Source organism: Niameybacter sp., from assembly GCF_036655075.1.
Taxonomy (GTDB): Bacteria; Bacillota; Clostridia; order Lachnospirales; family Cellulosilyticaceae; genus Holtiella.
Genome location: NZ_JAVVQU010000039.1, coordinates 1 through 26,601 on the forward strand (window position 1 = coordinate 1; position 26,601 = coordinate 26,601).

The window sequence follows — 26,601 nt, forward strand, 5'->3', positions numbered from 1 at the left end:
ATATCAAGGAAATATATTATGAATAAAGAAGGGAGTAGTTACAAGAAAACAAGTAACATTATAAAGAGCGAAAAAGAACTTTTTAAATTAAATCATAAACTAACGAATATGCGTCATTCATATCAATTGGAAGTTGTTAATGATATTATAAACAGAAAACCAAAGTTTATAACTATTGAAGACCTTAATATAGGTGGAATGATGAAAAATAAACATCTCTCAAAGGCTATACAACAACAAGCATTATATGAGTTTACTAGAATACTGGGATATAAGTGTACTTGGAATGGTATAGAATTAAGACAAGTAGATAGGTGGTATCCATCGAGTAAATTATGTCATGAATGTGGTAGCGTTAAGCGAGATTTAAAACTATCGGATAGAACATATATCTGTGACGTGTGTGGAAATGTAATTAATAGAGATTTTCAAGCCAGTTTAAATCTAAGAGATGCTACAGAATACAAGATCGTTTCACTTTAAAGAACACTTGTATATGTACTCGTTCGTTAGCGAGGAATTTAAGCCTGTGGACTATTGTATCAAACGAAAGTAGCATGAGCAAAATCGGATAGGAAGAAACAGGAATGAAGCATAAAAGTTTACAACTTTTTATAAGTTTTCAGTAACGGCGATAAGATGGTTTTGTTAGGGACATGGGTCAACGTCGGTTTGATTATAATAGGAAGTTTAATAGGAATCTTATTAAAAAAGGGAATACAGGAGCGTTATGCCAATTTGATTATGAGTGGACTAGGTTTGGTGACGTTGGTAATAGGGCTCAGTTTTGCGCTGCAATCCGAAAATATGTTGATTGTTATCGTCAGTCTAGTTATAGGCGCATTGATCGGAGAATGGATAGATATTGACAAAAGGCTTAATCAATTTGGAGAGTGGATGAAGGAAAAGATTGGGGAACGAACACAAAAGAACATCAAAGCAAAGGGAGAAGGAGTAGAAGAGGTAGACACACACAGTAGGATAGGGGAAGGATTTGTCACAGCCACCTTACTTTTTTGTGTAGGGTCAATGGCGATTATGGGGGCACTAGATAGCGGATTACGTGGAGATCATACGATTTTATATACGAAGAGCATTATGGATGGTATTTCAGCGTTAATTTTTGCTAGCAGTATGGGTATAGGTGTTACCTTATCAGCTGTACCCATACTCATTTATCAAGGAAGTATTGCATTGCTTGCTCAAACGGTACAGCCCTATTTAACTGCAAGTATGATGACTGAGATGAATGCAGTTGGAGGGATACTACTTATGGGAATAGGTTTGTCTTTGTTAGAGGTTAAGAAAATAAAGGTATGCAACTTACTGCCAGCATTACTAATACCTGTAATCTGGTTTTTAATGATGGGATAGCAACAAACACAAAATGAGCATCTAGGGTAAGGTATATATACGAATAAGATACGGAGATGAGGGGAAAGGATGAATCAAAATATTCAGCTACTAGTCGTAGAAGATGACTCAGATATTAATAGGCTTCTGTGCGAAATTTTAAGAAAAGAAGGTTATCAAGTGCGCTCTGCGTACTCAGGAACAGAGGCTAAGATGTGTCTAGAACAAGGTGACTATCATATGGTTTTGCTAGATTTAATGTTGCCTGGTATGACAGGTGAGACACTTATTGAAGAGCTTCGCTAGACAAAGACGATGCCAGTCATTGTGATTTCAGCCAAAATGGGTGTAGAAACGAAGTTAGAGGTACTTAAGCTTGGCGCAGATGACTTTATAAGCAAGCCTTTTGATACAAGAAAAGTAGTGGCAAGGGAGTATGCCATTTTAGAACTTCTGATGAGTTATCCTAAGAAGGTCTTTACAAAAGTGAATCTATTTGAGGTAGTATGGAAGGAACATTTTATGGGAGATGACAATACAGTTAACGGGTTAGACCCAGCAGGGATTATGGAATTTAGAGCCATCTTACAAAAATTAAATCAAGAAAGAAAAGTAACCATTTTAATCTCAAGTCACATATTAAGTGAACTGGAACAATTAGCAACTATCTATGGTTTTATTCATGAGGGGAAGCTTATTGAACAAGTGTCGGCAAAAACTTTAGAAGAAAGATGCCAACAGCATCTAATTGTTAAGGTGGATAATCCAAAAAAAGCATCTATTGTGCTAGAAGAAGAACTTCATTGTACTGCCTATGAAATGCAGGCAGAAGGCACTATTAAGATTTATAGCTATTTAGATCAACTGGATCAAGTGGTGACACAATTTGCAAAGGCAGGTATTAAAGTATTTAGCTTGGCAGAAGTTGGCATAAACTTAGAAGACTACTTCATGCAGTTAGTAGGAGGTATGACACATGCGTAATTATATAAGTTGTTGTTTTTCTAATCAGTGGATGGGCGTTACTAGGTATGGGAGAAACATTAACAGTTATGGTTTATATCAGTATACTTTCTTGTATACCAGTACTATTTAAGGTGCTAGGTAAGGTTGTGGCAGAGGTGTTCCATGTATTGTATGAATGGCAGCCAACAGTGTTATTAGAAGGGATAGTAGAAAGAGTTTTTGTAGGGTTAGGATTAGTTTATATACGTAAAAAAGCATTTAACTAAGGAGGAGGCTATATATGGCTTGGGTGGTGGCGTTTATGAGCATAGTAAGTATAGGCAGTATTTGGCTACTAATGAGTACAAAGCAAGAAATAAAGAGGATTACAAAAGAAGTTCAAGCCATAGGTGAAACAAATAGTAATAGAGTACTTACCTTAAACAGCTCAAGTAAAGTATTAAGAGACTTAGTCGTCTATCTTAATGCGCATGCAAAGGCAGGAAGGGATAAGGAAATTTACTATGAGCAAAAAGATAAAGCACTTCGCCAGGCCATTGCCAATATCTCTCATGATTTACGTACACCACTCACTTCAGTCTTAGGGTATTTGCAACTGATGAACAATATATTCTGAAAATAACAGGAGGGAATAAAGATGGAAGTTGTAAAGAAGCATTATGATGAAGCAGCAGAAAGGGAGTGGCAACGCTTAGCCAATCCTTATAGCCAAGTGGAGTACAAGACTACCTTGCATTTGATTAAGAAGTATTTTCCTAGAGAAGGTCAGATCTTAGATATAGGGTGTGGACCTGGGCGTTATGCGCTGGCAATGCTTAAACAAGGTTATCAAGTGTCCCTTCTAGATTTATCCCAAAGAGAACTCGCCATTGCTAAGGATAAGATTGAAGAAGCAGGATTAAAGGCGGAAGGCTACTACTGCCAAAGTGCTTTGGAACTTGAAGGCTTTGAGGACAATAGTTTAGATGCACTCCTAGTGATGGGCCCTATGTATCACCTCCATGAAGAAAAGGACCGTTTACATATTTTGCAAGAAGCCAAGAGAATTGTGAAAGATAAGGGTATCATTCTCATTGCTTATATCAACACATGGGGCGCACTCAAATCTAGTCTTTATGAGTTTCCAGAGAGTTTTTTAGATAAGTCTCACTTCGAACGCTATATTCAAGGGAATTTAAAGTTTAATGAAGATGAAAGCTTTACTCAAACTTATTTTACAACACCACCTACAGCCCTTGAAGAAGTGGAAAAGGCAGGTTTGCAGGTTGTGACTTATGCAGGTGCAGAAAGTTTTATATCTGGGATGCATATAGAGCTTAGAAACTTAGCAAGCTACATGCCAGAAGCCTATGCCAACTATGTAGAAAAAGCTTGTGAGTATGCAGAACTTCCTCAGTTTAGAGATGCAACAGAGCATTTAATTGTCATTGCACGTAAATAAGTATTGAAAATGAGTAATTGTAACGGTACAAAATCTAAATTATTAAAAAGTACAGGGTAGAGATATTGAACTTCTTTTTTATTTATGTAACAATACCTCTCATAAAAAGAAATATCTTTAAAAGGAATTATTGAATTGATTAAAAGAGAGGGAATAAAGATGACTATCCTGTATAAAATAGATCAAAGTTTATATGTAAATGTGACGAATGCCTGTCCTTGTGATTGTGTATTTTGTGTGAGACAAGACCATGAGAGTGTAGGAGGATGTGCAAGCTTATGGTTAGAGCATGAGCCGACTTTAGAAGAAATTATAAGTGAATTTGAAAAGCAAGATTTAAATTGCTTTGACCAAATTGTATTTTGTGGATATGGAGAGCCCTTAGTTAAGCTAGACAATGTGTTGGCGCTTTGCAAATGGATTAAAGCAAGAAGTCAGACACCTATTCGCATCAATACCAATGGGTTAGCAGACTTAATTCACAAGAAAGAAACAGCGCCTCTTTTAGAGGGGTTAGTAGATGCTATTTCTATTAGCCTTAATGCACCAGATGCTAAAAGCTATGTAGATATTGCAAAACCATGTTTTGGAGAAGAAAGTTTCTCACATTTAGTACACTTTGCAAAAATGTGCAATAAGGTTATTCCTAAAGTCACTTTTTCTGTAGTAGATGTGATTACCAAAGAACAGCTTGAGGCATGTCAACAGCTTGCTGATACAATGGAGATTCCTTTACGTGTAAGAGAAATGATTGAATAATATAAAGACCTGTAAGCGTAAAATAATTTAACAGCATTAGGATATACTAAGGGAAAACAGGCATAAAGCTAGAAGGAGTAAGAAGGATGAAAGACCAAATCATTTATACAATAGGCTATGCCCATCATACACAAGAAAGTTTTTTAGAGTTACTTTTAAAGTATCAAATTAACTGTGTGATTGATGTGAGGACAATGGCGTACTCTGGCTTTCACCCTCAGTTTAATAAAGAAATCATTAAAAGTTATTTAAAACAACATGGGATAGTCTACTTGCATATGGACCAAGCCTTTGGCATTATTAAAGATCAGGTTGCTTTGAATACAAAGGAAGGATACTTGGACTTTACAAAGCTTGCCCAAACAGATGCATTTTTAGAAGGGATTAAACGTATCCAGAATGGCTTAGAAAAAGGCTATTGTATAGCTTTTATGTGTGCCGAAAAGGATCCCACAGATTGTCATAGAAGTACATTAGTTGCAAGACGCCTTTATGAAATAGGGTATCAAGTCGCACATGTTTTACACGATGGAGAGGTGGAGACACAAGAGCAGATGGAAGAGCGGATGAAAGAGAAATTCTGTCCCATGGATAACCAAATCCACTTATTTAAGAGTGAACAAACAGAGGGTGACCGGCGAGAGGAAGCCTATGCAAAGTGTAGCAAAGAAATATTTATTGTGAATGCAAAGCGTGTCCTGAAGGATGCATATGATTTTCCAAAGCCTAATCCTAAAGGCTAGTTAGAACATAAAAAGGCATGTGAAGTGACTTGAAGCTTCACATGCCTTTTTGCATGCTAGACATGAAGTGGTTCTAATATGTAAGAATTAGAGAAGAAATTGAGTAACATCCAAGGCAATCTCAGCTGTCATAGTATAGAATGGCCTTGTTGTAGTGACATTAAATAATATGTTATACTACTGAAGAAATGACTAGTTTTTACATAAGGGAGAGGAAATGATGAAAGGATTTGGACAAAAGGTGTGTGTCACACTAAGTGTATTGATGGCAGTGACTGCCATCCCGACTTATGCAGGTGCAGCATGTGGTGGAAATGGATGGAATTGTTATAAGAAGGGTATGAGCTACATGCAAGCGGGGCAGTATGACAAGGCTGTAGAAGAACTGAAGTATGCAGCAAGCAAACTACCAGGACAAGCTGCTGTACATAGTGAGTTAGCCAAGGCCTATGAAAAGCTGGAAAAGTATCAATTAGCAGCGGACCATTATTACAAACAGGCCGATCTATACAAAAACAAAGGGGAAGACCAACAAAGCTATTTAGCTGCTTTACGTAAGGCAGATGAACTTAATAGTACCGTTGAATTTTATAGTGTAGAAGAAGCTGGAGCGCCGACTTTGACACTTGCTAAGTATGAACCAACACGAGGGGCCTATATTGGGGCCTTCATTGGTGGAGAAGAGAAGTTCCAAGATACAAATTATAACTGGGGTGGTACCCTCAATGAATTTGAAGAATTTAATGCATTAATGGGGAAAAAGCATGCCACTTTCTTTGACTATGGTTCTATTGGAAGTAGCTTAAATCAAAGTTTTCAAAGACAAGAGCAAGATATAAAAGCGGCAGGTGGTGCCGTACATATTGCTTATGAACCTAATCGTGGATTGCAAGAGGTAACAAAAGAGACAATTACAGCCTACGCAGAAGAGTTAAGAGACTTAGGTGTACCTGTTTTCTTACGTTATGCTTCAGAAATGAATGGGAAATGGGTGCCTTGGCATGGTAATCCTAGCTTATATATTGAAAAATGGAAGTTAGTTCATGACATCATGGAACAAGTAGCACCTAATGTAGCGATGGTATGGTCACCTTCTGAAATGCCCCTTGACCCAATTGATGCTTACTATCCTGGGGATGCCTATGTAGACTGGGTAGGACTAAGTATTTACAGTGCTCAATTTGAAAATGGAGATAGTACCAAACCAACCGATAGAAGAAATCCACTAGAAGCACTAGACTTTATATACAACAAATACGCTACCCGTAAGCCTATTATGATTAGTGAATATGCTGCAAGTCATGAAGCTGGTTTCTTGCCAAACAAACAAGATACCTCTAAGTTTGCCATCGCTAAGATGACCTATTTCTACGAAAGCATTAAGACCAAATATCCACGTGTCAAATGTATTCAATGGTATAGCGCAGACAACTATAACTTACCTGATAAAAGTAAGAATCGTGTAAACTACAGCCTTCTTGAAGGTGCAGGCAAAGGTGTCTTAGAACGCTATCAAAAGATTATTGCGGACCCTTACTTTTTGAGTGATGTAGTCAATGGGCCTCTTGTAGAGAAGCAAACAATACTGCCAAAGGCAAGTACCCCTTTGAAGGGAACAGTCAAAGCAACAAAAGATTTTACTTTGCGTACATGGGTGAAGTCTTATGATGCCTACATTTCACAAGTGGTGTATAAGCTTAATGGAGAACGTCTGGAGTTGACAACAACAGCGCCTTATGAAATGACCATACCTTATGCGAAGCTTAAAAGTGGCAAGAATACTTTAGAGGCAGTGGTATTTGATTCTAAAGGGCGTGTAGCAAAAACTGAGTGTCTAGCTATTATTAAATAAAGCTAGTATAACGTGTAATGAGTGTTATATAAAGACAGCCCTCAACAAACTATGTTGGGGGCTATTTTTATGCACATTAATTAAATTACAATGTGAGCAAAAGCACCTATAATAATGTTTAATCTTTACGAAATCTTAAGAAAAAAAGTCAACTATTGTAGGAATTATAGGATACAATAGAATAAAAGGCCTAGAACAAATAGAGATTGAAAAAGGATAAGAAAGTTTGGGAGGATGACAAATGAATTATACTATTTTGGTATGTGATGATGATGAATTGATTGTAAATTCAATAGCCCTACATCTTCAAAAGGAAGGTTATCGTGTCGTAAAAGCCTTTAATGGCTTAGAGGCAATAGAAGCTGCAAATAAGCAAGATATTCATCTTATTTTATTAGATGTGATGATGCCTAAGTTAGATGGATTGTCTGCTACTTTACGCATTAGACAAGAAAAAAATATCCCTATTATTATTTTGTCTGCCAAAAGTGAAGATACAGACAAGATTGCAGGATTAAACTTTGGAGCAGACGATTATATTACAAAACCTTTCAATACCTTGGAGTTACTCGCACGTGTGAAGTCCCAACTTAGGCGCTACACAACGCTTGGGAGTATGGTAGCCGAACAACAGATGCTTTCAACGGGAGGCTTGTGGTTAGATGTGGACACATCAAAAGTAACTTTAGATGGAGAGATGCTTAAGCTTACGCCAACGGAGTATAAAATTTTATATTATTTGATGAAAAACATGGGGCAAGTCCTCTCCATGCACCAAATTTATGAAAACGTTTGGCAGGAAGTGGCCTATGCCCCAGAAAATACGGTAGCTGTCCACATTAGACGACTACGCGAAAAAATTGAAATTAATCCCAAAGACCCTAAATACTTAAAAGTTGTATGGGGTAGTGGCTATATGGTAGAGAAAATCTAAGTGAAAAAGAATCTAGAAGCTTCGCCCACCACCGCCATGGGTACTTCCGCTACTTGAAGTGTGGGTAGAGCTAATCCACTACCAGAGGAGTTGTTAGAGGATTCTTTTTTATGTTTAGATATATGAGAACCAAGGAAAGTGTCCTCTTTTTTTGCGTACTGCAAGGAGTGAAGCTTGGTCAAAGACTCTTGTATTTGCACCATAAAGTGGATAGAAGCATCATGAGGCATGCAGTCAAAGTGCATAGAACCAGCACGCTCAACAAGATAATCTTTTGTTTCTGTATAATGATAGTTAGCATCTGACCAAGTTAAATTATAACATTAAAAATGACGAAATTGTAATAATTTTATCCAGGTGTTTGTAAGTCAGACCCTTTAAACTAGGCTTATAGAATGATAGAAAAGGTGGTGTTACACAGATGAGAAATATAGGATATAGCAAAGTAGTCAAACTTGTGCTCTACATCTGTATTGCTTTAGCAAGTATAGGTGGCATCTATAGTTTATATGGCTTAGCACGGATGCCAAGAGAGAAAAATTACTACTCAAGCTATGGCTATGAATATGAGCTTATCAGTAAGGCGGGTTATGTAAGAGATTGGATTGTCCGCTACGTGGATGATAAGATTTTTGAAAAAGAAGGTGTTACAGCGGAGAATATCAAAAGATATCGTAATGCGGATAAAACGGTGGCAAGTGACGAACAAGCCCTAGCAGGGATCATTGCTGATCGTCGTGACTATTTTGAGATGATTCAAGATGAATTGGTGAGACGTAATGTGAATGTGGAGTATGTAGCCATTGATAAGGCCAATGAAAAGGTGATTACGAATAGTCCACTTTATACAGGAAAAAATCTAGATACTGTAATCGAGGACTTTTTAAAGTCACCTACACTCATTATTGGAGATGGAGAAAATATTAAGCGTTCTATTCAAGAAGAACGCATTGGGAATGTAGCTTATACCAACTATTATCAAGGGAATGGCGTGAAAAACAAAGATAACTATGCGGTTTATGTGCGTACCCAAGACTCCTTGCAACCAGGAGATTATTTTTATGAGCAGGCTACAAGTTTTGAAAAGGCCACGGTGAATAAAGACCTTATTTATGTGTGGGGAATCATCAGCTTTGTCATAGGGCTGCTTGACTTGATGGGATGGATAAAGGTTGTTGGGCAAAAAGAAGAAGGAGGTGCAGTGCATGTAACCTTCTTTGACAAGATACCTTTTGAGATACAAGCTGTAGGAAGCATCTTTACAATAGGAATATGGTTTGCAATGGTAGTAGAATGGATTTCACATATGACAGATATAGGTTGGGTGCCTTATATGGGAGGAACGACCTTTAGAGCAGAGGAACTTGTGCTATGGGTACTGATTATAAGTGGTGTATCTTTTGCACTTCTTGTCTTGAGTAGTGTAATCAAACATATTAAAAACAACAGTTTGTCTCAGTACATTTTTGTGTGGCGATTAGGTAAATGGATTAAAAATGATGTCATTAATGAAAAAACACTCCCATTTGCAGCAGCGGGCATGATTGTAGGATATATTTTTATTGAAAACTTGCTTCTAAGCGGCATCAAGTACAGCTGGGGGCTACTTAGACTATTTTCCTGGCTTATGTTCCTAAGTTTTAATGGACTGATGTTAATGATTTTAGTCAAACTTGTCGTAGATTATGTGAAGTTATCAAGAGGTGTAGAGGCCCTTTCTAAAGGGAATTTAAAGCCAGAGGTGAAGCTTACTTATAGTTTGCCCGTTATGAATCGTACAGCAAGTGCTATTAATCATATAGGAGAAGGATTAGAAACAGCAGTTGAGCAAAGTGTAAAAAGTGAGCGTCTTAAAACAGAGTTGATTACAAATGTATCCCACGACTTAAAGACACCACTTACTTCTATTATAAGTTATATTGATTTACTCAAAGAAGAGGAGATTGATAATAAAGCGGCTACAGAGTACATTGGTATTTTAGATGAACGCAGTAATCGGTTGAAACAACTTGTAGAAGATTTGGTAGAGGCCTCAAAAGCAGCTACAGGTAATGTAAAGGCAGAGGTTGTACCCATGAGACTTGACCAACTGGTTATTCAAGCCGTTGGAGAATATACAGATCGATTAGAAGCAAGTCAGCTAGAAGTTGTATGCAGCAAAGTAGAAGAAGTCAATGTTTTAGTAGATGGTAGACATATGTGGCGTGTGATAGAAAACTTACTTTCAAACGTATGTAAATATGCTATGCCATGTACAAGAGTCTATATTGATGTTTTAAAGGGTGAGCATGTGGGATGTATTGTGATTAAAAACATATCTAAGGAGCCCCTTGCTATAGACCCAAGTGAGCTGACAGAAAGATTCGTAAGAGGAGAAACTGCGAGAAGTAGTGAAGGGTCTGGGTTGGGCCTTGCCATTGCTACAAGTTTAGCTCAAGTCCAAAATGGAACGTTGACATTAGATATTGATGGCGATTTGTTCAAGGCTATTGTAGAAGTGCCACAAGCTACACATGTAGAATAAGGTTACAGCATAGTTCCTGAACAAGAAAGCGTATAAGAATTCTAATGCTTTGTAAAAAGATTCGATGATAAGTTTCAAAGTAAGGAATCTTAAAATGTATAAACTGCTTATAAAATGGAATAGGAACGAGACTTAATTATAAAAGGTCTATGAAATTAGAAAGTTCTAGTTTCATAGACCTTTTGAAGTTGCTTCCTTGTCATTTGAGCCAAACAATTATAAAATAGGAGTAATGAAAAAATAGTGGAGGAAAGCGCATGAATCAAGAGACAGAAATAAGAAGTTTTTTTGAAGTGTTGCCAGAGCTTAAAGTAGATGACAAGCTTCATCAGCTTTTTAAAGACATCGTGGTAGAGAAAGTCGTTTTTGATAATGCGACCGCCACTTTAGCCATTCATATGAGAAGTAGGCAGATTATCCATTTTGCTAATATTGAAAAGATGCAAAATGCCATTAAGGACAAGTTATTTCCAACAACCGAACTGAGTATTCTTTTGAATCAACAGTATCTTTTGTCTGAGCAATATACCTTGAAGTACTTAGTGGATGAATATAAAAGTAGCTTGCTGTACGAAATTGGTTCCAAAAGTGAGATGTTTTCAGCACTGATGCGTCTATCTGGATGGGAAGTTGAAGGAGATACGTTAACAGTAACTTTAGATAACAGTCTTTTTGCAAGACGTCGTTCAGAAGAGATTAAAAAGCAAATTCATGAGATTTTTATAAATCGATTTGATATGAATGTACAAATTGTGTTTGATTTTAGAGCTTGTGCAAATAATAGTTTTACGCAAGAGAATGAAACAAAATTAGCACGAGAGGTGCATAACGTTATGGGTAATGTCAAACATACACCAAAAGGTGAAGAAGAACCTAGAAAACAAGAAGAAGAGAGGAAACCTGCACCAAAGAAATATACCAAGCAGCCAGCTGATCCAGATGTGTTTTATGGGCGTTCTTGCGATGGCGAAGTGACTCATATTGATGAAATTCAAGATGAAATTGGTGAAGTCGTCATCCAAGGTCAAGTCATTGGAATAGATACCCGTGAAATCCGTATGGAAAAAACTATTATTATGTTTGATATCACAGATTTTACAGATACCATTACTGTGAAGCTCTTTGTGAAAAATGAAGACCTTCCAGATATTATGGGTAACTTGAAAAAGGGTGGTTTCTACCGTATTAAAGGGATGGCTATCTTAGATAAATATGACAAAGAGGTGGGGATTGGTTCTGTACAAGGGATCAAGCCTATTGCTGACTATACCTCAAAACGTATGGATATAAGTGATGAAAAGCGTGTCGAGTTACATTTACATACCACTATGAGTGATATGGATAGTGTAGTTGATATCAAGAAAATGGTAAACCGAGCAAAAGCTTGGGGTATGCCTGCTATTGCCATTACTGACCATGGCTGTTTGCAAGCTTTCCCAATTGCTAACCACTGCGTGTCAAAGGACGAACCGTTTAAAATTATTTATGGTGTAGAAGCTTACTTTGTAGATGATATGAAAGAGATGGTTGTAGACTCAAAAAACCAAAACTTACGAGAAAGTTATGTGGTTTTTGACTTAGAAACAACAGGGTTTAGTGCCCATCAAAATCGCATTATTGAAATAGGTGCGGTCAAAGTGGTAAATGGTGAAGTGGTTGACCAGTTTAGCGAGTTTGTCAATCCGCAGGTACCTATTCCTTATGAGATTGAAAACTTAACAGGAATCAAAGACCATATGGTTATGGATGCACCTACCATTGAGACCATCTTGCCACAGTTTTTAGCTTTTTGTGAGGGTAGTGTCATGGTTGCACATAATGCAGACTTTGATATGAGCTTTATTCATGCCAATGCAGAGGGATTAGGCCTAAGTAGTTGCTTTACTGTATTAGATACAGTAGGTCTTGCCCGTGTACTTATGCCAACTCTTGGGAATTTTAAACTTAACAATGTGGCGAAGCGCCTAGGCATCAGCCTAGAAAATCATCACCGTGCAGTAGATGATGCCACAGCAACAGGGGAAATCTTCATCAAATTTATTGAAATGCTAGAAGAAAAAGAGGTACATACACTAGATGAAATCAATCATCTCGTAGATGTATCTCCAGAGTATATTAAGAAGCTTCCAACCTATCACGGGATTATCTTGGTTAAAAATGAAATAGGCCGTATTAACTTGAATCGCCTGGTTTCAGCTTCTCACCTAGACTACTTTCAACGTCGCCCACGTATGCCAAAGAGCCTCATTCAAAAGTATCGTGAAGGATTGATTATTGGTTCTGCTTGTGAAGCGGGAGAAGTTTTCCAAGCTATTTTGCGTGAAAAGGATGAAACGGAGCTTGCACGTATTGCTAGCTTCTATGATTACTTAGAAATTCAGCCTATTGGTAACAATAGTTTCATGTTAAGAAGTGATAAGTATGCAGCCACAACGAAGGAAGACTTAATGGACTATAATCGTAAGATTGTAGAACTTGGAGAAAGTCATAATAAGCCAGTTGTTGCCACTTGTGATGTACACTTCTTAGACCCAGAAGATGAGGTGTATAGACGTATCATTATGGCTGGAAAAGGCTTTAAAGATGCTGACGATCAGCCACCACTTTACTTAAGAACAACAGATGAAATGCTAGAAGAGTTTAAGTATCTTGGGAAGGAAAAGGCAAGAGAAGTAGTCATTACCAATACTAACTTGATCAATGAGCAAATAGAGCGGGTATCACCTGTACTTCCAGATAAATGTCCACCAGAGATTCCTAATTCAGATGAAACCCTTAGAAGTATTTGTTACGATAAAGCCCATGAAATCTATGGACCAGACTTGCCAGAAGTGGTTGTTGAGCGTTTAGAACGTGAGCTACATTCTATCATTAGCAATGGATTTGCCGTAATGTATATCATTGCACAAAAGCTGGTGTGGGATTCTAATGACCACGGGTACTTAGTAGGGTCAAGGGGGTCTGTAGGGTCTTCCTTTGCTGCAACTATGTCAGGGATTACAGAAGTTAATCCACTTTCACCTCACTACATTTGCCCAGAGTGTTACTATGTAGACTTTGACTCAGATGAAGTTAAAGCGTACTCAGGATGTTCTGGATGTGATATGCCAGATAAGAAATGTCCTAAATGTGGTCATGATCTTAACAAAGAAGGCCATGATATTCCGTTTGAGACTTTCCTCGGATTCAAGGGGGACAAAGAGCCAGATATCGACCTTAACTTCTCAGGAGAATACCAGGCTAAGGCTCATAAGTATGTAGAGGTTCTTTTTGGAGAAGGGAAGGCGTTCCGTGCAGGAACAATCGGTACCATGGCAGAAAAAACTGCCCTTGCATATGTATACAAATATAACGAAGAGCGTGGGCTCCATAAACGTCGTGCAGAGATGAGACGTATAGCTGATGGTTGTACAGGTGTTAAGCGTACAACAGGACAACATCCAGGTGGTATCATCGTTGTACCACATGATAGGGATATTTATGAGTTTACAGCTATTCAACATCCCGCAAATGATATGACAACACCTATTATCACAACCCACTTTGAGTATCACTCTATTGACCACAACTTGCTCAAACTAGATATTCTAGGACATGATGATCCAACCATCATTAGACGTCTAGAAGATATAACGGGTATTGATGCAAAAACCATTAGACTTGATGATAAAGATGTTATGTCTTTATTCCATAGCACAAAAGCATTAGGTATTAAGCCTGAAGGCATAGGGGGCATCAAACTAGGGTCTCTTGGGGTGCCTGAGTTTGGTACAGACTTTGTTATTCAGATGTTAATGGATGCGAAGCCTCAAAGCTTCTCAGACCTTGTACGTATTTCAGGACTTTCACATGGTACTGACGTATGGTTAGGGAATGCCCAAGCCCTTATTGAAGAAGGAAAAGGAACAATTTCTTCTGTTATTTGTACACGTGATGATATTATGACTTATCTCATTAACCAAGGTGTAGAAAAAGGACTTTCCTTCACTATTATGGAAAGTGTACGTAAAGGTAAGGGACTAATACCAGAATGGGAAGAAGAAATGCTAGCTCACGATGTGCCAGATTGGTACATTTGGTCTTGTAAAAAGATTAAGTACATGTTCCCTAAGGCCCATGCGGCAGCTTATGTTATGATGGCTTGGCGTATTGCGTGGTATAAAGTATTTTATCCAGTGGCATACTACACGGCTTTCTTTAGTATTCGTGCTTCTGCCTTCTCCTATGAGACCATGTGTTTTGGAAAAGAGCGCTTAGAGTTCCATATGAAAGAGCTCCAAAGTAAAGGCAAAGAAAATCAAACAACTAAAGAGCAAGATACAATTAAAGATATGCGTCTTGTACAAGAGATGTATGCAAGAGGTTTTGAATTTGCACCGATTGACATTACTATAGCGGATAATAAAAACTTCCAAATTATAGATGGAAAGATTATGCCATCCTTAAATGCCATAGATGGACTTGGAGAAAAAGCGGCAGAAGGTATTGTTGCAGCAGTCAAAGATGGCCCATTCCTTTCTAAAGAAGACTTTAGAAATCGTACAAAAGCAAGTAAAACCATTACAGATAAAATGTGTGAACTGGGTATACTCCAAAACTTATCTGAGTCCAATCAGTTGAGTTTAGATTTATTTGGCTAAGGATATACTTTATAATAAAGTGTGCTAGAATTTATAGGGCATATGTCAAACTCCAATAAGGAGTAATTTTTAAAATATTAGAAAAGACCCTTATCCATAGGTTCAAAAGTTTATGTAACCTATGGATAAGGTGTAAGACAGAAAGAGGAAAGAATATGGAACACCAAGTAGAAATTAGCGATTTAACCTATTATGTACCAGATTATGATTTAGAGGGACTTATCCGTGTATCAGAGAGTGCGGGCGCAGCATTCGTACTGATGGAATATGACGATTTAGAAGATAAGTACTGCCGTAATCGTTACGATGTGATAGAACCTCATATGAGCATTGCAACCATTTTAAAAGGCGTAGACCGTTACTTAGAGCAAGGCTCAGAAAATGCCCTGTTTGTAACCTTTGCAGTAGAAGATGGCAAGCGATTAACTGTGTTTGATGGAAGCGGAAAAAACTATACAGGGATAGACTTAGGTGACTTAGAACTAGGGGAAAACCTGATTTACGGACTTCTTATTCGTTTAGAAGATGAAGCCTATATATTCGATGAAGTGCTCTATACAGATGGTGGACTGAATAAGCAATCTTGGGCAGAAAAAGTATATGAGGCAGGTGAGATGACAGCTTTACTTGCAGATTATATTCAACAGTTTATATAGGTATAAGTCGCTCCGGATTATACAAATAAAATCGTTCGAAGAAGTTGTTTACTAAAGATGTTTGGCTAGATATAATAAAATTGAGAAAAAATAAAAATTATCTAGGGGAATTTTATGGAAAATATATCAAACACAACTTATTACGTGGATTGCCAAGTGGGAAATGATGCATCATCAGGAATGGCCGTTGACCAAGCGTGGCAATCTGTTGAAGCAATCAACAGCAAAGTATTTTGCCCAGGGGATCGGATTCTATTTCATGAAGGTCAAACTTTTAAAGGGGGCCTAAAACTTCATGGGAGTGGTAAAGAGGGTGCACCTGTAGTAATTGATAGTTATAGGGTTGAAGCAGGAACCGTTAAAATTGGAGAAGGTACAAAGCCTATTATTGAGGGGCAGGGAAAAGTACTTTATGCAGTACATCTACACAACGAAGCGTTTTGGGAAATTAACCGTTTAGAAGTTACAAATCAGGGAGAAACCCCGTTAGAAGGGCGTACTGGTATTATGGTTTCTGCAGATGAGGCATTTGATCAAATCCATGGTGGTACTGTAGAGCATATTTACTTAAATGATGTTTTTGTCCGCGATGTGAATGGACATCCAGAGATTAAAGATCAACATAATGGTGGTATTTTTTATTGTATCAATAGCGAAGATGTGGCACGCCCACTAATCTTTAAAGATATTGTGATTGAAAATTGCCATGTGAAAAATGTACATCGTACAGGGATAAGTGTAGGTGGAACCAAGTGTGGGTCAAAAATTGTAGGGGATGATTTAAGTATCTGGAAAAGTGAAGAAATCAAAGGTTATCTACATCAAGATATCATCATTCGCAATAACTATATAGAATGTGTCGGTGGGGATGCTCTTGTTCCAATGTATAGCTATAAACCGCTGATTGAGCACAATACATCACAAGAAGCAAGTATTGATACAAAAGGTCAGCCTAATTTAATGTATAATGCAGCTATCTGGCCTTGGCAATGCTATGAAGCGGTATTCCAATACAATGAAGCTTTTAGAACTTACTTAAATGGCGATGGGCAGGCATACGATTGTGATTGGTCTTTTGGAACACTATATCAATATAACTATAGTCATGATAATCAAGGCGGATTTATGTTGGTGTGTCAAAAAAATGCCATCCAATCAAAGATTCAAAATAACATCAGTTATAATGACCAACGTTGTATATTTATGACTTCCAATGTGCAGCCTGCATATGTTGAAAATAACATAGTATATATAGGGAAACACCTAGAAACAACGCTCTTTTCTCCAGATAAAGGACCTATAGTCTTTGAAAATAATGTGTTTTATAAAGAAGGAGAATCTATTGTAGTAGATTGGCATGAAGAAGAGAATAGCTATGATGGAAATTATTACAAAGGCTTTGAAAAGCTTCCAGAAGACGGTAAGGAAGCAGCTCTAATACAGCTTGAAGAATTAGTCGAATTAGCCGATTTACAAGCACAATTAGGAAGCGAAAGAGATGAGGAAGCATTACATAAAGCATGGCAAGAAGAGAATGAGAGAAGAAGGTTAAAATTAGAAAACGGAACCCATGTTTATGGTTGTAAGCAATATACTTTTGAGCAGTATAAAGCTTATGTAGAAAGCAATAGAGAATTATTAAAATAATATAGAGTAGCCAACTTAAACAACTTTCTGTTTGATTTCATAGAGAAAGCTTTAAGTTGGCTACTTTTCTGTTAGATCAAGCGGATGGGAACTAAATGTACAAATTGTCACTAGATTGTAAGAACGCTTTGGTATACTCATACTATGAAATGAAATAGGAAAAAGAAATGAGGGTGTAGTGATGGATATATTAAAAACTCAGGCATTGAAAAAATATTATGTACATGTAGATCATCAAGTTAGAGCATTAGAAAATGTAAATGTAGGGATAGAAGAAGGTGAATTTGTAGCCATTGTGGGCACATCAGGGAGTGGAAAGTCTACTTTGTTACATATGCTTGGTGGGCTAGATAGACCGACTAGTGGTGAGGTGATAGTAGAGGGAAAAGCTTACTCTAGTTTATCTGAAGAAGAACTAACTATATTTAGACGGCGTCATATAGGCTTTGTTTTTCAAAATTATAACTTAGTACCAGTCTTAAATGTGGAAGAGAATATTACATTACCTATTGAATTAGATGGAAGTGTGGTTGACCAAGCCTATGTAAAAAAAATTGTAGAGACTTTGGGTATTGAAAGTAAGTTGCAAAATATGCCCAATACCCTGTCAGGAGGACAACAACAAAGGGTGGCAATTGCCAGAGCACTTGCTAGTAAACCAGCTATTATCTTAGCAGATGAGCCAACAGGTAATTTAGATACAAAAACAAGTATGGAAGTGATTGGACTCTTAAAAGTAACGAGCAAGATGTTTCATCAGACTATCGTTATGATTACACATAATGAAGAGATCGCCCAACTCGCAGATCGCATTATTCGTATAGAAGATGGGGAAATTGTGGGGAGGAATAACAAATGATTTTTCCAACTAACAATCAACAAGTTATACGTAAACTCAGCAAAAGAAGTCTTAAAGGAAATAAACTACGTAACCTGTTTGCAGTAATAGCAATTACACTCACGACTATTTTATTTACTTCTGTCTTTACCATTGGGCTTGGTATGCTAAATTCCTTTCAAGAATCAAACTTTAGAATGGCAGGGGGGTATAGTCATGGAGGTTTCAAAAGTTTAACAAAGGAACAGTATGAGCAGTTAAAGGCACATCCACTCATTAAAGAATCGGGGCTTACCGTAACAGTAGGCCTTGCAGAAAATGAGGGGCTCATGAAAAGTCCTACAGAGATCAGATATGTGGATGAAAATGTAGCAAAGTGGCGATATATCCAGATTCAAGAAGGGCATATGCCACAAGGCGTGGATGAGGTGGCATTAGATACAGTGACGTTAGACCTATTAGGGATACCCTACCAATTAGGTGCTCAAGTCCCTGTTATGTATCTAATCAATGAAGAAATTGTGACAAAGACGCTCACTTTAGCAGGTATTTATGAAAAGGAACAAGGGGTAGACGTTAGTCAAATCCTTGTAAGCTTAGCCTTTATAGAAGAAAATTTAAAGGATGTAGAAGACTCTATTGAAAATTATGGAGTCGGAGATATAACTTTAGATGTAATGCTTAAACCTGTTGCAAATATAGAGTCAGGGATTGATCAAATAGCCCGTGACTATGGATATGAAGCAGATGGGAAAGGCGAAAATGGAATAAATGTAGGGGTGAACTGGGGGTATAGTCATGCAAGGCAAGTGCAGATAGACCCTATGATGGTCATCGCTGGAGTAGGGGGTTGCCTACTTATTATTTTTACAGGTTACCTTATTATTTATAATATTTTCCAAATTTCTGTTATGGCAGATATTCGTTATTATGGATTACTTAAAACAATCGGGACAACGCCAAAACAAATCAAGAAGATGATTAGAAACCAAGCGATGTATTTATCTGTAGTGGGTATCCCAATAGGTCTTCTACTCGGCTATATCATTGGAAGTGGGTTACTAAAAATAGTGATGCAAAGTACTAATTATCCAGTGGCCTATGGAACGCTCAATCCTGTTATCTTTATAGGTTCGACAGCTTTTGCCTTAGTAACAGTTTGGATAAGTTGCCACAAGCCAGGACATATGGCAGCTCATATCTCACCGATTGAAGCTGCTAAGTATAGTGAAGTAAGTGGGACAGGTAAAAAGAAAGTAGGACGTACAAAGCCTACAAGTCTTTGGGCCATGGCCTATAGAAATATTAACCGTAATAAGAAGAAAACAGCAATTATTGTTGTATCCATGTCACTGAGTATGGTGCTCCTAAACAGTGTATATACCTATACACAAGGATTTGATATGGATAAATATCTAGAGAGATTTGTTGTGTCTGATTTTATTATAGGTCATGCAAACTATTTCAATGTTGGAAAGCATTTTAGTTTTCCAGAGGACCAAGTGGATGAGTTGTTTGTTGAACAGCTGAAAGAGCAAGAAGGATTTATAGAAGGTGGCATAATGCTTTATGATGTGTACGGCACTAGGGACCAGGATAAAGACCTAGATATCCAGCTGTATGGCATGGAGGGGACGCTCATGGAAAACTTGCAAGTCATTGAAGGAACCTTTGAACTTGAGAAGTTTTTGACAGGTGAGTATATTCTAGAAGGTGTGGATACTAATGACTATGGTGAAGTTTATGAAGAGCGTGTCCAGTATGAAATTGGAGAAAAAGTAACACTCACACCATCAGGAGAGTCTAGCGTACCACGCACTTTTGAAGTGATGGCAAAGATACAACAAAATCATAATGCAACGGTACGCTATAGTATAGGAAATAGTGCCAGCCTGTATCTACCTGCTGAAGCGTTTGTAGAAGGAGTAGGTGAAGCACTAAAAATGGCATACTATATGGATGTGGAAGATGCGTATGAGGCACAAATGAATGCTTATTTAGAAGAGAAGACAAGTGAGCATGGGAATATGATGGACTTTGAGTCTAAACAGCGCTATATCGATGACTTTAAAGGTACTCAAAATATGTTCTTTATAGCAGGGTTTGTAGCAAGCTTTATAATCGGTATGATTGGATGCTTTAACTTAATCAATGCCATGATTACAAGTATTCTCTCACGACGTGGAGAGTTTGCTATTTTACAAAGTATGGGAATGACGACGAAGCAACTTAGAAAAATGCTTGTGATAGAAGGCTTGTATTATAGTGGGATGACAGTTATATTCTCTTTCATATTAGGCATTGTCATGTCATATGGGATAGTCAAGCCACTAGGAGAAACCTTATGGTACTTTAGCTATACATTTAAAATCCTTCCACTTATGATGGTAGCACCTCTTATCATGTTGTTAGGAGTAGCTGTGCCTACTATTATTCATCATCTTATAGGAAAAGAAAGTATTGTAGAAAGACTAAGAAAAATGGATTAAAGTATGGTACGAAGAAGGGACACTAGGTAAAATAAGTGTCCCTTCTTTGCTTCATAAAGCAGACTTTCTTAATAGAAAATCCTTGTTAGATAGTGTTTCAGATCAAGCAAAATACATAGGTGTGCAAAGTGAAATAAAATTTAGATAGAACGATAAGCATAAGGTATAATAAAAAGATAGCAATTCGTTTAAAGGATGGAGGAGATGAGGCGATGAGAATCTTGGTAGTAGAAGATGATAAGTTATTGGCAAAAGGGGTTGGACTTGTACTTAAGAAGCAAGGCTATGAAATAGATATAGCTTATACATATGAGGAAGGGATGACAGCTTTTAAAGGGCAGACTATAGATTTGATGTTGCTAGATATTAATTTAAAAGGGAAAAGTGGGCTAGACTTATGTGGTGAGGTGCGTAAGATTTCAGGTGTACCTATTATTTTTATTACAGCAAGAGATACGGAAGAAGATATGATTGAAGGATTTGACCAAGGGTGTGACGACTATATTGCCAAACCCTTTTCACTAGAAGTACTTAAAAGAAGAGTAGAGGTCATCTTAAAACGTGTAGGAAAAGAGAAAAAGATACTATTTGAAGACGGGGGAATTCGAATTGATTATGATATGAAGCAAGTGTCTAGAGAAGATACCCCTATCAAGCTAACAGCAACAGAGTACAGACTCTTAGAAGTATTAACACAACATAAGGGACAAGTGCTGACGAGGGAGATGTTGCTTGAGAAACTTTGGGATATAAATGGAAAGTTTATAGATGAGAATACATTGAGTGTGAACATTAGAAGACTACGAGGGAAGATTGAGACAAATCCGAAAATGCCAGAATGGATTGTAACCGTATTTGGAATAGGCTATACATGGGGGCAATAAGATGAAGACTAGGATAAGAATAGGAATATTGATAGTCTGTATACTCATTATTTATTTGGGGCTAGATGTGTATTTAATGTTCATGACACAAGATGAAGCCATTATTAAAGGGGTTGTAGTGGGGCAGATTATGAGCCTAATAGCAGGGGGTGGCATCGTGATACTTGTTAAGCGGGAGGTTACAACACTCCTATGTAAGCTTTCACAAAGTCTAGAAAATATGATGGGAGAGCACCCGGAGGAGGTATTCCAACCACTAAAAGATGAGCTGCCTTCAAAGATTCAGGTACAAATGAATAGATTGGGGAAAATTCTTCAAACCCATAATCAGCAAGTAACCTTGGAAAAAGAACAAATTCAGGAGATGATAGGGGATATTGCCCATCAACTTAAGACACCCCTTGCCAATGTGAGCTTGTATACAGAACTATTAAGTATACAGGCAGAACAGGGGCCCGATCGTGAACTTTATGAAGATTTACAAGGTGAAGTGGAAAAACTTAAATTTTTGACAGAGGAATTTATAAAAATGTCTCGCCTTGAAAGTGGTGTCATCAAGCTCAATTTGAAGCCCTGTCAGTTAAGTGATACATGCCTTCAAGCTATTAAACAAGTCTATATGAAGGCGAAGGCAAAACATATTGATATAGTTTGTGAGCCCATGCCTAACCTAGAAATTTTTCATGATTCCAAATGGACAGGGGAAGCCCTAAATAATATATTGGATAACGCCATCAAATATAGTGATGAAAAGAGTATTATTACCCTTTGTGTGATACCTTATGAAGTATTTGTAAGAGTAGATATAAAAGATCAAGGATATGGTATTGATGAAGAAGAAATGAATGCTATTTTCCGAAGGTTTTTCCGCGGAGAAGAGGCTTCGGATATAGAAGGTGTGGGGATTGGGTTATATTTAGCTAGAAAAATCATTATGGACCAGGGTGGTTACATAAAGGTGAGCTCAAAAAAAGGAGAAGGAAGTATCTTTTCTGTTTTTCTTCCTATGAAATAATAAATAACCATATATTTTATTGCATTATTTTTAAAAAGTCTATTATTGAATAAAACATCGGAAAATGTTGTACGAAACCAGGTTGAATGTTAAAGTAGAGTGAGTATGAAGCTTAAACTTCGGATATCCTATAATAAGTAGAATAAATAACATTTCAACTTGAATAGACGATTAAAATAATCTATAGATTAATACAACTTAAAAGAAAAGAGAGAACATATGACAACATCGTTAAATAACTTTAAAGCATATAACTTAAGTGCTCCAATTTTAAAAGCCATTGAGGGTTTACATTTTACAAAACCTACATCCGTACAGGAAGCAGTTATTCCAAAGGCATTAGAAGGAAAAGACTTACTTGTAAAATCTCAAACAGGAAGTGGAAAGACAGCAGCTTTTGCTATCCCTATTTGTGAGATGCTAGATTGGGAAGAAAATAAGCCACAAGTACTTGTCTTAACACCAACACGTGAGCTGGCCCTTCAAGTAAAAGAAGACTTCTTCAATATTGGACGTTTTAAACGTGTTAAAACCGTTGGACTTTATGGGAAAGCACCGTTCCATATTCAAGAAAAAGAACTTAAACAAAAAACACATGTAGTAGTAGGGACACCTGGGCGTGTACTCGACCATTTAGATAGAGGAACTTTTATTACAGATGAGATTCGCTACATTGTTATTGATGAAGCAGACGAAATGTTCAAAATGGGCTTTATTGATGAAGTGGAACGTATTTTAAAAACTATGCCTAAAGAGCGTATGACGCTACTCTTTTCAGCAACTTTAGCACCAAGTATAGAAGCACTGAGCCAAAAGTTTATGAAAAGTCCTTTAGACATTACTATTGAGAGTAAGCACTTAACGGCTGACCGTATTGAACAAGTATGTTATAAGGTCAATCCTGCTGAAAAGTTACAATGTCTTGAAAATGTACTCATTGCAGAAAACCCAGAGTGTTGTATGATCTTTGCCAATACAAAAGACCAAGTGGATGAAATTGAAGACTACTTAAAAGACCAAGATATGTCTATTCTCAAAATCCATGGAGGCATGGAGCAAAGAGACCGTTTTGCAGCAATGGAAGACTTTAGACGTGGGAAATTCAGATATTTAGTGGCAACAGACGTGGCAGCCCGTGGTATTGACATTGACCATATTACTCATGTCATCAACTTTGATGTGCCAGAAGATAAGGAAAGTTATGTGCACCGTATTGGACGAACAGGTAGAGGTGGGCGTACAGGCAAATCTATTACCCTTGCAACAAGTCGTGATGGACGCTTCTTAAACGCTATTTATACGTATACAGGATTTGAAGTACCTGTTAGTGAAGCACCTACACGAGAAGTGGTAAAAGCATCACGTGAAGCCTTTGAAGCTAAGCATACGGAGTCCTTGAAACTTGAACCAAGTAAAGGGGAAAAACTTGCAAAAGACATCTTAAAACTTCATATCAATGCAGGTAAGAAAACAAAAATGCGCCCAGTAGATATTGTAGGGACACTTTGTAACTTACCAGGAATGAGTGCAGATGATGTAGGTATTATTAATGTCCAAGATGTATCTACCTATGTAGAAGTTCTAAATGGCAAAGGCGAGCAAGTCTTAAAAGTGCTTCAAACCACGCCAATTAAAGGAAGACTACGAAAAGTAAGCCGAGCGGATTACTAAAAACCCAAATAAAACAAAACAAGCCAACCTAAGACTGCCCTCCCTCTTCAATATAGGCGGTCTTAAGTTGGCTTGTTTTGTTGTGTGGCAAAAAATTCATTGACTAAAGGAGAAAGCATCCATTCGATTGTATACAAGGCTTAACGGTAGGGATTGGGTAAGGCTCTAAGAGAGAGCGGGCATCGATGAGGTTCCGTAGGTGAAAGCGCTATTGCCATAGTTATCACTGCAGGTAGTCATGTCTGTTAGCTGTAGCTAAGAGGCCTGAATCGCACCTTTATAGGTTAAAACTTTGTATTCAATTGAATGTGGCTTATAAAAGATGTCAATGAAAAGATAGTATACTGGTTGCCTTTGGTTGCCACCACCAAAGGCACTAGTTCCCAAGTATAAGTTTGTCCACTTCCAGAAGAGGGAGGGAATGAAAGCGTTCAAACTTATACTTAGTGGTACAATGCAAGATACCTACCTAGAATGAGTATGTTGCGCTGTACTTTTATATTAGAGGTACTCAGAAAACGTGTAACAGTGAAACTTGATAACCTAGTTATACACCCAGTAGGATATAAAAGACAACTGGCATTATAGATAAAAAAAGAACAAGAAATATAAGCAAAAACACGACAAACTTTAAGGTATTTTTCCCCTAAATCATAAAAGTGGATTTCTACACCCCCTAGAAATGCACTTTTTGAACCTGACATTTGCACAAAAAGATAGAATAAAAGTATAAAAGTTACACAATGAAGAGAGGAAAATGAGGCGAAGATAGAAGGGGTTAAAGTATTACTTTAAGGTATTAAAATGAAAAAAGTTTGGTAAAACACAGGATAGAGGGAGTTAATAAAGTAGTGTATACTAATAGAAAGAATGTTTGTAATAATAAATGAAGTGATAACCAAGTTCATCAGCAAAAGAAATTATAGGCAAGATTATATATGAAAGCAAGATATATAAAAGAAAAGGAGAATTATGGAGAATCAATTTTTGACTAATTACACAGAAACATCTTTTTTAGATAAGATTAAAGATAACTTACGACATTGTAAGGCTTTTTATTTTTCAGTAAGTTTTATCAAAAAGGCAGGAATGGTTTTGTTGTATAAGGATATTGAGGCTGCTATTGAACGTGGGGTGAGAGGGCGAATTATTACTTCTACGTATCAAAATTTTACGGATATTGAATCTCTTAAAAGTTTTTATGCTCTTATGGGAAAATATGCTAACTTTGAATGTCACTTGGATTATGAGTGTTTTCAGGACAAGCAGTATACAACATTAGGATATCATTCAAAAGGGTATTTGTTTGAATTTGAGGATAGATATGACCTTATTGTAGGTTCATCCAATATTACGAGATATGCCCTTTTGAAGAATATTGAGTGGGATGTACTTATAAGTAATACATCAGCTGGAGGGGCATATGGCGATGCGTGTCTGGAGTTTAAAGGATTGTGGGCTCGGACCAAATCATTAGATTGGGAAATCATTAATCAATACGCTAATAAATTACATTATGCCATTGAGCGTTGGGATATGGATTATGATCTAAGTGTAAGAAATGTAAAGCCTAATTTTATGCAACGTAAAGCGCTTAAGGAGTTAAATAGATATAGGGCTGTTGGTTTGTCCAAGGCGCTTGTAGTATCGGCAGCAGGGAGTGGAAAAACTTATTTAGCTGCTTTTGATGCTGCGAATTTTAATCCTAAACGATTGCTGTATATAGTGCATGAAGGCTCTATTTTAAATAAGGCTTTAGAAACTTTTCAAGAGGTGTTTGGAAGTAGTGTGACCTATGGTGTATTTAGTGGTATAAGTAAGGAAATAGACAGTGATTTTATTTTTGCTACGAATATCACTATGAGCAAATCACTAGAGTTTTTTGCAAAAGGAGAATTTGATTATATTATTATTGATGAGTGTCACCATGCAACAGCGGAAACTTATAAAAAAATTATAGGCTATTTTGAATCTGAATTTTTACTTGGGCTTACGGCAACACCTGAGCGTATGGATAACCAAGATGTATTTGAAATGTTTGAGAGTAATGTGCCCTATGAATTACGTCTGAGAGAGGCCATTATAAATGAACTAGTTGTACCATTTAAGTATTATGGTATTAGAGATACATTGGTTGAATATGGACTAAGTAAAAATGAAGAGAGAAAGATGATTGCTCAGTTAGCCGA

21 protein-coding genes are annotated in these 26,601 nt (G+C 37.2%); all 21 read left to right on the forward strand.

Features of this window, described 5'->3' with window-relative positions:
- A partial coding sequence (locus RRY75_RS10795; protein WP_332716721.1) for an RNA-guided endonuclease InsQ/TnpB family protein occupies positions 1–483 on the forward strand: 483 nt, incomplete at its 5' end.
- Positions 484–639: 156 nt separating this feature from the next.
- Positions 640–1,374 carry a DUF554 domain-containing protein gene (locus RRY75_RS10800; RefSeq protein ID WP_332527642.1) on the forward strand — a complete coding sequence of 245 codons (735 nt, stop codon included), beginning with the start codon at positions 640–642 and terminating at the stop codon, positions 1,372–1,374.
- A gap of 69 nt (positions 1,375–1,443) precedes the next feature.
- Positions 1,444–1,659, forward strand: a complete 216-nt coding sequence (locus RRY75_RS10805; RefSeq protein ID WP_332527641.1) for a response regulator — start codon at positions 1,444–1,446, stop codon at positions 1,657–1,659.
- Between the two features lie 21 nt (positions 1,660–1,680).
- Entirely contained in the window at positions 1,681–2,337 is a 657-nt protein-coding gene (locus tag RRY75_RS10810) for a winged helix-turn-helix domain-containing protein (protein ID WP_332716724.1), read from the forward strand.
- A gap of 47 nt (positions 2,338–2,384) precedes the next feature.
- A complete protein-coding gene (locus RRY75_RS10815; protein ID WP_332527639.1) occupies positions 2,385–2,585 on the forward strand; it encodes a hypothetical protein in 201 nt (66 codons plus the stop codon).
- 14 nt (positions 2,586–2,599) lie between these two features.
- Positions 2,600–2,935, forward strand: a complete 336-nt coding sequence (locus tag RRY75_RS10820) for a histidine kinase dimerization/phospho-acceptor domain-containing protein (RefSeq protein ID WP_332527638.1) — start codon at positions 2,600–2,602, stop codon at positions 2,933–2,935.
- A 21-nt stretch (positions 2,936–2,956) separates the two neighbouring features.
- Positions 2,957–3,760: a class I SAM-dependent methyltransferase gene (locus tag RRY75_RS10825; RefSeq protein WP_332527637.1), complete on the forward strand. Its 804-nt coding sequence runs from the start codon at positions 2,957–2,959 to the stop codon at positions 3,758–3,760.
- 159 nt (positions 3,761–3,919) lie between these two features.
- Positions 3,920–4,519 (forward strand): TIGR04100 family radical SAM protein, encoded by a 600-nt coding sequence (locus RRY75_RS10830; RefSeq protein WP_332494627.1) that lies wholly within the window; start codon positions 3,920–3,922, stop codon positions 4,517–4,519.
- An 86-nt stretch (positions 4,520–4,605) separates the two neighbouring features.
- Positions 4,606–5,262: a DUF488 domain-containing protein gene (locus tag RRY75_RS10835; protein ID WP_332527636.1), complete on the forward strand. Its 657-nt coding sequence runs from the start codon at positions 4,606–4,608 to the stop codon at positions 5,260–5,262.
- A gap of 220 nt (positions 5,263–5,482) precedes the next feature.
- Entirely contained in the window at positions 5,483–7,114 is a 1,632-nt protein-coding gene (locus RRY75_RS10840) for a glycosyl hydrolase (protein WP_332527635.1), read from the forward strand.
- A 241-nt stretch (positions 7,115–7,355) separates the two neighbouring features.
- Positions 7,356–8,048 (forward strand): response regulator transcription factor, encoded by a 693-nt coding sequence (locus RRY75_RS10845; RefSeq protein ID WP_332493474.1) that lies wholly within the window; start codon positions 7,356–7,358, stop codon positions 8,046–8,048.
- Between the two features lie 421 nt (positions 8,049–8,469).
- A complete protein-coding gene (locus RRY75_RS10850; protein ID WP_332493475.1) occupies positions 8,470–10,572 on the forward strand; it encodes a sensor histidine kinase in 2,103 nt (700 codons plus the stop codon).
- Between the two features lie 257 nt (positions 10,573–10,829).
- On the forward strand, positions 10,830–15,212 hold the full coding sequence (locus tag RRY75_RS10855; protein ID WP_332527633.1) for a PolC-type DNA polymerase III: 4,383 nt from the start codon (positions 10,830–10,832) through the stop codon (positions 15,210–15,212).
- A gap of 155 nt (positions 15,213–15,367) precedes the next feature.
- Entirely contained in the window at positions 15,368–15,868 is a 501-nt protein-coding gene (locus RRY75_RS10860) for a hypothetical protein (protein ID WP_332493477.1), read from the forward strand.
- 114 nt (positions 15,869–15,982) lie between these two features.
- Positions 15,983–17,515 (forward strand): hypothetical protein, encoded by a 1,533-nt coding sequence (locus tag RRY75_RS10865; RefSeq protein WP_332493478.1) that lies wholly within the window; start codon positions 15,983–15,985, stop codon positions 17,513–17,515.
- 181 nt (positions 17,516–17,696) lie between these two features.
- Positions 17,697–18,374, forward strand: a complete 678-nt coding sequence (locus tag RRY75_RS10870) for an ABC transporter ATP-binding protein (protein WP_332527632.1) — start codon at positions 17,697–17,699, stop codon at positions 18,372–18,374.
- The gene (locus RRY75_RS10875; protein WP_332716733.1) at positions 18,371–20,842 is read left to right on the forward strand and encodes an ABC transporter permease; all 2,472 of its coding nucleotides are present in this window, start codon (positions 18,371–18,373) and stop codon (positions 20,840–20,842) included. The genes RRY75_RS10870 and RRY75_RS10875 overlap by 4 nt, the downstream gene beginning before the upstream one ends.
- 212 nt (positions 20,843–21,054) lie before the next feature.
- On the forward strand, positions 21,055–21,726 hold the full coding sequence (locus tag RRY75_RS10880; protein ID WP_332493481.1) for a response regulator transcription factor: 672 nt from the start codon (positions 21,055–21,057) through the stop codon (positions 21,724–21,726).
- A gap of 1 nt (position 21,727) precedes the next feature.
- Complete coding sequence (locus RRY75_RS10885) at positions 21,728–22,741, forward strand: sensor histidine kinase (protein ID WP_332527630.1); 1,014 nt, start codon at positions 21,728–21,730, stop codon at positions 22,739–22,741.
- Positions 22,742–22,960: 219 nt separating this feature from the next.
- On the forward strand, positions 22,961–24,412 hold the full coding sequence (locus RRY75_RS10890) for a DEAD/DEAH box helicase (RefSeq protein ID WP_332493483.1): 1,452 nt from the start codon (positions 22,961–22,963) through the stop codon (positions 24,410–24,412).
- Positions 24,413–25,384: 972 nt separating this feature from the next.
- On the forward strand, positions 25,385–26,601 hold a 1,217-nt coding region (locus tag RRY75_RS10895; protein ID WP_332716737.1), incomplete at its 3' end, for a DEAD/DEAH box helicase family protein.

Excerpts from the sequence above, each read along its gene's own strand:
- RRY75_RS10800 (WP_332527642.1), top strand. The coding sequence starts at position 640 with ATGGTTTTGTTAGGGACATGGGTCAACGTCGGTTTGATTATAATAGGA.
- RRY75_RS10805 (WP_332527641.1), top strand. The coding sequence starts at position 1,444 with ATGAATCAAAATATTCAGCTACTAGTCGTAGAAGATGACTCAGATATT.
- RRY75_RS10815 (WP_332527639.1), top strand. The coding sequence starts at position 2,385 with ATGGGAGAAACATTAACAGTTATGGTTTATATCAGTATACTTTCTTGT.
- RRY75_RS10820 (WP_332527638.1), top strand. The coding sequence starts at position 2,600 with ATGGCTTGGGTGGTGGCGTTTATGAGCATAGTAAGTATAGGCAGTATT.
- RRY75_RS10825 (WP_332527637.1), top strand. The coding sequence starts at position 2,957 with ATGGAAGTTGTAAAGAAGCATTATGATGAAGCAGCAGAAAGGGAGTGG.
- RRY75_RS10830 (WP_332494627.1), top strand. The coding sequence starts at position 3,920 with ATGACTATCCTGTATAAAATAGATCAAAGTTTATATGTAAATGTGACG.
- RRY75_RS10835 (WP_332527636.1), top strand. The coding sequence starts at position 4,606 with ATGAAAGACCAAATCATTTATACAATAGGCTATGCCCATCATACACAA.
- RRY75_RS10840 (WP_332527635.1), top strand. The coding sequence starts at position 5,483 with ATGAAAGGATTTGGACAAAAGGTGTGTGTCACACTAAGTGTATTGATG.
- RRY75_RS10845 (WP_332493474.1), top strand. The coding sequence starts at position 7,356 with ATGAATTATACTATTTTGGTATGTGATGATGATGAATTGATTGTAAAT.
- RRY75_RS10850 (WP_332493475.1), top strand. The coding sequence starts at position 8,470 with ATGAGAAATATAGGATATAGCAAAGTAGTCAAACTTGTGCTCTACATC.
- RRY75_RS10855 (WP_332527633.1), top strand. The coding sequence starts at position 10,830 with ATGAATCAAGAGACAGAAATAAGAAGTTTTTTTGAAGTGTTGCCAGAG.
- RRY75_RS10860 (WP_332493477.1), top strand. The coding sequence starts at position 15,368 with ATGGAACACCAAGTAGAAATTAGCGATTTAACCTATTATGTACCAGAT.
- RRY75_RS10865 (WP_332493478.1), top strand. The coding sequence starts at position 15,983 with ATGGAAAATATATCAAACACAACTTATTACGTGGATTGCCAAGTGGGA.
- RRY75_RS10870 (WP_332527632.1), top strand. The coding sequence starts at position 17,697 with ATGGATATATTAAAAACTCAGGCATTGAAAAAATATTATGTACATGTA.
- RRY75_RS10875 (WP_332716733.1), top strand. The coding sequence starts at position 18,371 with ATGATTTTTCCAACTAACAATCAACAAGTTATACGTAAACTCAGCAAA.
- RRY75_RS10880 (WP_332493481.1), top strand. The coding sequence starts at position 21,055 with ATGAGAATCTTGGTAGTAGAAGATGATAAGTTATTGGCAAAAGGGGTT.
- RRY75_RS10885 (WP_332527630.1), top strand. The coding sequence starts at position 21,728 with ATGAAGACTAGGATAAGAATAGGAATATTGATAGTCTGTATACTCATT.
- RRY75_RS10890 (WP_332493483.1), top strand. The coding sequence starts at position 22,961 with ATGACAACATCGTTAAATAACTTTAAAGCATATAACTTAAGTGCTCCA.